Genomic DNA, 6,543 nt, shown 5'->3' on the forward strand with positions numbered 1-6,543 from the left:
CAGAACAACGTGCAGGGCTCCTGTGACATGGGCTCGTTCCCGCATGAACTGCCGGGCTATCGCCATGTCTCGGACGATACCGCGCGCCACGGGTTCGAGGTGGAATGGGGCGTCACGCTCGACCCCGAGCCGGGGCTGCGCATTCCGAACATGCTCGACGCGGCCGTCGCGGGGGATTTCAAGGCGATCTACATTCAGGGCGAAGACATCCTGCAATCCGATCCCGACACCCATCACGTGGCCGCGGGCCTCGCGGAGATGGACTGCGTGATCGTGCATGATCTCTTCCTGAACGAGACCGCGCGCTATGCCCATGTCTTCTTGCCGGGGTCGACCTTCCTCGAGAAGGACGGGACCTTCACCAATGCCGAGCGCCGCATCAATCCGGTGCGCAAGGTCATGGCGGCGAAGGCGGGGCTGGCCGATTGGGAGGCGACGCAGGCGCTGGCCAACGCGCTGGGCGCAGGGTGGAGCTATACACACCCGTCCGAGATCATGGACGAGATCGCGCGCACGACGCCGGCCTTCGCGGGCGTCACCTACGATCTGATCGACCAGATGGGTTCGGTGCAGTGGCCCTGTGATGACACGCACCCGCAAGGCTCGCCGGTGATGCATGAGGATGGCTTCGTGCGTGGCTCGGGGCGTTTCATCCGCACCGCCTATGTCGCGACCGAGGAACGCACCGGACCGCGCTTCCCGCTGCTGCTGACGACGGGGCGCATCCTGTCGCAATATAACGTGGGCGCGCAGACGCGGCGGACCGAGAACTCCGTCTGGCATGCCGAGGACCGGCTGGAAATCCATCCGCATGACGCCGAGACTCGCGGTATCCGCGACGGCGATTGGGTGCGTCTGGCGAGCCGGGCGGGCGAGACGAGCCTGCGCGCGACGATCACGGATCGGGTCTCTCCCGGCGTCGTCTACACGACCTTCCACCACCCCGACACGCAGGCCAACGTGGTCACCACCGACAATTCCGACTGGGCGACGAACTGCCCGGAATACAAGGTGACGGCGGTGCAGGTGGGGCTGTCGAACGGGCCCTCGGACTGGCAGGAGCTTTACACGGCACAGACCAAGCTGACACGCCGCGTCGAGGCGGCTGAATGACGGCAACCGATTGGGACATGCCCAGCGGCGCGGTGCAGCGGCTCGCCGAGGAAGTGCCGGTGGCGCTGTCCTTTGACGGGGTGACGCAGGCGGTGATGATGGCAAGCCCCGCCGATCTGGAGGATTTCGCACTGGGCTTTGCGCTCTCCGAAGGGCTGATCGCGGACGCGTCCGAGATCACCCGGCAGGAGGTGGAAGTGACCGAGGCCGGGATCGAGGCGCGCAACTGGCTGGCCGCGCCTGCGGGCGCGCGCTTTGCCGAACGCCGCCGCGCCACGATGGGGCCGGTGGGCTGCGGGCTCTGCGGGATCGAGCAGTTGGAAGAGGCGCGGCGCAAGCTTCCGCCGGTCGCACCGCCGCGTTTCACGATGACGCCGGAGCAGGCCACGGAGGCGCTCGAGACCCTGCGCGACCACCAGCCGCTGCAGGACGAGACCCGCGCCGCCCATGCGTCGAGCTTCTGGCAGCCGGGCAAGGGGATCGTGCTGACGCGCGAGGATGTCGGGCGGCACAACGCGCTCGACAAGCTGATCGGGGCGCTGATCCGGCAAGGGATCGACCCGGCGAGCGGCGCGCTGGTGATGACCTCGCGGCTCTCGGTCGATCTGATCCAGAAAGTGGCGACGCTACGTATCCCGGTGATCGTCGGCCCCTCCGCCCCGACCGCGCTTGCGGTGAGCGAGGCACGGGATGCGGGCCTTACCGTTATCGCGCGCGCAGGCCGGGGCCTCGCGCTTTACACCGCGCCGCAGGAGGCCACCGCATGAAGCCTGAGAAACTCGCCGGGATGGCCAATCAGATCGCACAGTTCTTCGAGAGCCAGCCCGGCGATCAGGCGCATGCCGTCGCCGATCACATCAATGCCAATTGGGCGCCCACGATGCGCGACACGTTCCTCGCGGCGGCCGACAAGCTGGACCTGCACCCGCTGGTGAAAGCGGCCTTGCCGGAGATCCGCGCCCCTCAGCGGGGCTGATCGCCGGGCTTCACGACCGGCGCGAAGGAAAGGGTGAAGTTTTTCCCGTCTGCGAAGGGGTAGGGCGCCGCGAGCTGCTGCACCTCTCCGGTCGTCCAGTCGGGATGATCGGGGTAAGTGGCGCGCAGAAGGTCTGCACCGGTTGCCGCATTCGTGCCGTCCCAGATCACGAAGGCCGGGCCGTCGGGCATAGGTTTCGCAAAGTCCGAACTGGCATTCAGAACCGTCATCCGGGGCGCGCGATAGAGGATATTCGCGCCTTCCCATTGCGGCGCGATCAGGGTCGCATCCGCGCCAACGGCGGCCACCAGCTGCGGCACCAGAGTCTCGAAGGGGGCGGCGTTACGGCTCTTGCCCTGAAAGAAATGGATCGGCAGCGCGATCGTCACCAGCACGAGCAGCACCGCATAAACCTGCTGCAGCCGCCGCAGTCCGGTCGCGCTGAGCCGGGGCAGGAGCCAAAGGCCAAGCGCGGGGCCCGCGAGGAACAGTAGCGGTTGCAGCCAGCGATCCTTGATCTGCCCCGCACCAACCGCAAGCGCGCCGAGCAGCAGCAGTACAAGCCCGATCACCATCACGCGCAGCATCAGCCGCAAGAGCGGTTGCGGCGCGTCGGGTTTGTGCTCCCGGTAGCGCCAGAAAAGCAGCCCGCCGACCAGCAGAGGTAAGGCAAGGAAATTCAAGATGCCCTGGCCGGTTGCGAGAACCGGACCGACAAGCCGCGCGCCCAGCGAGACGTCTTCGGCGGCGTCGAATTTCTTTGCCGAAGCGAAGGCGATCTCGGGGTGATTCAGGATCCAGACATAGGGCGGCAGCGCGATGGCGGCGGCGATCAGCAGCGACAGGAACAGGCGACGGTCGCGGAAGGACGCACGGAGCTTCGGAAAGCCGATCAGCGCGAGGGTCGTCGAGATCGGCAGCAGAACGAAGTTGTATTTCGACAGCAGCCCCATGCCCAGCACCAGTCCGAGCGTCACGAAGCCCGCAAGGCTGGGGCGGCGCGCGATCCACCAGATCGTGGCAAAGCACAGCGCCGCCGAGAAGGTCGCGAGCACTGAATGGGTCAGGGCACGCTGGCTTTCCCATGCGATCTGCGGCAGCAGCACGAGGCCCAGCGTCGCGACCCATGCCCGGCGCGGATCGAGCCGCGTGCGCATCAGCCCGTAGCAGGTCAGGACCGTGCCGCAGAGTAGGGTATTTTTCAAAAGCGCGAGGCCGAACATCGTCGGCCCGGTCACCATGAAGACCAGATGTTGCAGCCATGCGAAGAGCGGCAGTTGCGGGCCGTAGCCCCATTCAAAGCTGCGCGCATCGAAGATCATCTGCGCATCGTCGAGCCCGAGCGCGCCGCCCAAGGCGGTGCGGTAGAGGGTCTGGAGGACGAAATAGGCGACGATGCTCAGGGGCCAGATCGCATCGGGCAGGGCGCGGCCTGTGTCGCGGGGCATGGGCTTGGCGCTCATGCGGGCGTGCCTGTGGGGACGCGCATCACGGGAAGGGTCTGGAGCATGGCGCACCTATTGGCTGGCGGGGCTGCCGCGCGCGGCGGACAGGAGGTCGATACCACTTTCGACAGGCGGGCCAAAGCGCGAGATGTCGGAGTTTCTTAGGGCGTGGCCACGATGCCGCGTTCTTGGCGAGCGCGGCGCGGCGACGGCTCAGGCCTCTTTCGAGCGCTCGATATAGGCGCGCAGTTCTTCGGCCTCGTGGCGCGCGTCGCGCAGACCATCCATCGCCGCGCGCAGTTCCGCCTCGGTCTGGCTGAGCTGATTGGCCAGTTCCGCCTCGCGCTGCTCGACATAGACGAGCGCCTGATCGCGGGTCTCTTCGGCTTCATGCAACGCCTGCGCCATCTGCTCGAGTTCGCCCATATCGGCTTGGCTCACGCGGGTGAGGCGGTGGATCAACCAGCTCGCGAACCAGCCGAGAGCGAAAGCCACGAAAAGGATGATCGCTGTGGCGATGATGAATTCGGTTCTGTTCATATGACGTCCCTTCAGCCCTTCGACAGGTCCTCCGGCCGGGATTGCGGGCGCGGCGTTTCATCGCCGGGCGTCTCGACCGGAATTTCTTCTTCTTGCGGGGTGTTTTCCCCCGGTTCAGCGGCGGTGTCCCCATCGCCGTTTTCGCTTTGCGCGCCGTCTTCGGTGGCGGGCGCACCGTCGTCGGTCACGGCGCCGTTCCAATGCGGCTCGCCGTCTTCTGCTGCGCCCGTCGCATCTGCGGTGGCATCGGGCAGCGCGTCGTCGCCCACCGGTGCCTCATCCAGCAGGACGAATTCGATCCGACGGTTCTTCTCGCGGCCTGCCTCGGTGTCGTTCGAGGCGATCGGCTGAGCTTCGCCATATCCCTTCGCTTCGAGATTTCCGATCAGCACGCCACGGTCCAGGAGCCCGCGGATCACCGCCTGCGCGCGCTGTTGCGACAGCTGCAGGTTCATTTCCTCGCGGCCCTGATTGTCGGTGTAGCCGGCGACTTCCATCTTGAAGTCCGTGCAGTTCTTCATCGATTTCGCCAAAGCGTCGAGCGCGTCCAGGCTTTCCGAGGCGACCTGCGCCGAGCCCGGATCGAAATCGACCTTCTTCTTCTGCAGCGTCTCATTGAGGCGCGCGACGCATTCCTTGCCGGTGGGCAGGGCCAGCTGCTCATCGAGGCGCTTGTCGTATTTCACGCTCAGGTCGATCTGCGCGTCTTCGCCGAGCTGGCTCGTCAGGATGCGCGAGATCGTGTCGGAGGCCTGCGGATCGCCCGAGATGCCGTTGACCGAGATGCCGTCGCGGGTGACCGTGACCTTGCCGTCATGGAGCACCGACAGCGCATCGAGCGCGGCCAGCGTGCGCACCGGCCAACCGGCGGGAAGCTCTTTGTCGACGCGGGTCGCGCCATGGACATTGTCATGGCCGAGCTTGGCGCGGGCGTAGCTTTCGATGGTCTGACGTTCGCGCGCATCGGTTACGCGGCCCTTGAGCTCGACATGGCCGTCGCCATCGCGGGTCGCGGTGAAGCTGGCCTCGGCGGCTTTCGCATCGGGGGCCGGTTCGCGCTTGGCCTTGAGCGAGAACACTCCGGGCAGGTTCGATTCCAGCTCGCCCACGACATCGTCGAACTTCTGCTGATCGACGGTCGAGGGGGCATCGAGTGCAATATCGGCATCGGAGAAGGTCACCGAGCCTGCGCCGAGATCGCCGACCGCCTTGATCGCCATCTGCGCGGCCTTGGACCAATCAGGCGACGGGGTGCCCATGCCGATGGTGCAGGTCAGCGTGCCTTTCGCGCCTGTCGCGCGGGCGGCGGTCAGGATGCGGTCGCGGGCGCGCTCGTTATCGGCGGAGCAGGCGTCGAAATGCGGGCCTTCCTCGTCGTCGATGAGGAAGCGCAGGGTGAAGGGGGTGATCACGGGGCGCGGCGCGGAGATGTCGAAGCTGAGCTTGAGATCGGTGGGGCGGCGGCGTGCGAGCGACGTCTCCACCCGGCCTTTCTCGGAGGGGCTGTCGGTGATCGCCTGCACCGAGACCTTGCCGGCGGTGACCGAAATCTTAGAGCGCGGCAGCGTCTCGATCGTGGTCATCGCGAATTGCATCGCCTCGTCCCAGCCGCCGGGCACCGGGTAGTCGGCGCTCTCCAGCATGTCGGTGACGCCATCCTCGCCCGCGACTTTCGAGAGCTTCTCGACGATCGCATCGCGGTCGACCGAAGCGGGCACCAGCCCGATCAGCGAGATGCCGTTCTCATTGCGCAGCATCTCCAGCGAGAAGGCGGGGGGCGTGATCGGCTTGGTGATCTGCGTGTCGGTATTGTCGACGACCCGCGAGCTGTCGACGTATTTGTCGACCTCGGAGACGGCGCGGAACCGCTCGGCCTCGGTCGGGGCGGTGCCGGAGAGGAGGACTTGCAGCCCGTCGGTATGGATCCGCATCCAGCCGTAGCCCTGCGCCTCCATCGCGACGCGTACTTCTTGTTTCGTGGATTTCTCGACAACGGTCGCAGCGCCACCCGCAATGACTGCGGAGACGACGAGTGCGAGGACAAAGGCGGCGATCGTCAACAAGGTGGCGCGGCTGCGCATCGGTCTCAGGCCCTCCCCCGGGGAATCTTTATCCCGTTTCCTTAAGGCGCAGGGGCGCGGGGATCAATCGAAACGCCGTTACACGATTGCGCCAACGGCGAGAAACAGCGCAGCGATGAGGCCGGTATCGCGGTTCGCGCGGAACAGTTTCAGGCAGGTGTCCGGCTCGTCGATATCGAGCTGGCGCATCTGCCAGAGCATGTGCCACCCCATCGCCCAGGGCGCGAGCAGCGAGAGCGCGAGGCGCAGCGGCGGCGCGCCGGGCAGCAGCGCACCCATCACCGCGATGGTCATCAGCGCGACGGAAGTCATCAGGAAACCGCCGAGCCATTTCGCGCTATCGTCCCCAAAGAGCCGCGCGGTGGATTTCACCCCGATCAGCGCGTCG

General features: G+C 66.4%; 6 protein-coding genes and 1 pseudogene. 3 read left to right on the forward strand and 4 right to left on the reverse strand.

Translation table 11 applies throughout. The features are described 5' to 3' along the window. The 3 genes from B3D39_RS16130 to B3D39_RS16140 form a co-directional block, all read left to right on the forward strand. Window positions 1-1,113: molybdopterin dinucleotide binding domain-containing protein (locus B3D39_RS16130; protein WP_286789878.1), on the forward strand; the 1,113-nt coding region annotated here is incomplete at its 5' end. Next, window positions 1,110-1,880: a formate dehydrogenase accessory sulfurtransferase FdhD gene (fdhD, locus tag B3D39_RS16135; RefSeq protein WP_078569796.1), complete on the forward strand. Its 771-nt coding sequence runs from the start codon at window positions 1,110-1,112 to the stop codon at window positions 1,878-1,880. The genes B3D39_RS16130 and fdhD, both read left to right, overlap by 4 nt. Continuing rightward, window positions 1,877-2,089 (forward strand): formate dehydrogenase subunit delta, encoded by a 213-nt coding sequence (locus B3D39_RS16140; RefSeq protein WP_078569797.1) that lies wholly within the window; start codon window positions 1,877-1,879, stop codon window positions 2,087-2,089. The genes fdhD and B3D39_RS16140 overlap by 4 nt, the downstream gene beginning before the upstream one ends. Here the strand turns inward: B3D39_RS16140 and B3D39_RS16145 are convergent. The 4 genes and pseudogenes from B3D39_RS16145 to ubiA form a co-directional block, all read right to left on the reverse strand. After that, complete coding sequence (locus B3D39_RS16145) at window positions 2,077-3,537, reverse strand: ArnT family glycosyltransferase (RefSeq protein ID WP_286789879.1); 1,461 nt, start codon at window positions 3,535-3,537, stop codon at window positions 2,077-2,079. The genes B3D39_RS16140 and B3D39_RS16145 overlap by 13 nt on opposite strands. A gap of 210 nt (window positions 3,538-3,747) precedes the next feature. Then, on the reverse strand, window positions 3,748-4,074 hold the full coding sequence (locus tag B3D39_RS16150; RefSeq protein WP_078522484.1) for a hypothetical protein: 327 nt from the start codon (window positions 4,072-4,074) through the stop codon (window positions 3,748-3,750). A gap of 11 nt (window positions 4,075-4,085) precedes the next feature. Beyond that, window positions 4,086-6,155, reverse strand: a complete 2,070-nt coding sequence (locus tag B3D39_RS16155) for an OmpA family protein (RefSeq protein ID WP_274963791.1) — start codon at window positions 6,153-6,155, stop codon at window positions 4,086-4,088. Between the two features lie 78 nt (window positions 6,156-6,233). Beyond that, window positions 6,234-6,543, reverse strand: a pseudogene (gene ubiA, locus B3D39_RS16160) (4-hydroxybenzoate octaprenyltransferase); the annotation flags it as partial.

Origin of the sequence: Thioclava sp. UBA3469, from assembly GCF_002378135.1 — a bacterium.
Lineage (GTDB): Bacteria > Pseudomonadota > Alphaproteobacteria > Rhodobacterales > Rhodobacteraceae > Thioclava > Thioclava sediminum.

Excerpts from the sequence above, each read along its gene's own strand:
- B3D39_RS16155 (WP_274963791.1), bottom strand. The coding sequence starts at position 6,155 with ATGCGCAGCCGCGCCACCTTGTTGACGATCGCCGCCTTTGTCCTCGCA.
- B3D39_RS16145 (WP_286789879.1), bottom strand. The coding sequence starts at position 3,537 with ATGCCCCGCGACACAGGCCGCGCCCTGCCCGATGCGATCTGGCCCCTG.
- fdhD (WP_078569796.1), top strand. The coding sequence starts at position 1,110 with ATGACGGCAACCGATTGGGACATGCCCAGCGGCGCGGTGCAGCGGCTC.
- B3D39_RS16140 (WP_078569797.1), top strand. The coding sequence starts at position 1,877 with ATGAAGCCTGAGAAACTCGCCGGGATGGCCAATCAGATCGCACAGTTC.
- B3D39_RS16150 (WP_078522484.1), bottom strand. The coding sequence starts at position 4,074 with ATGAACAGAACCGAATTCATCATCGCCACAGCGATCATCCTTTTCGTG.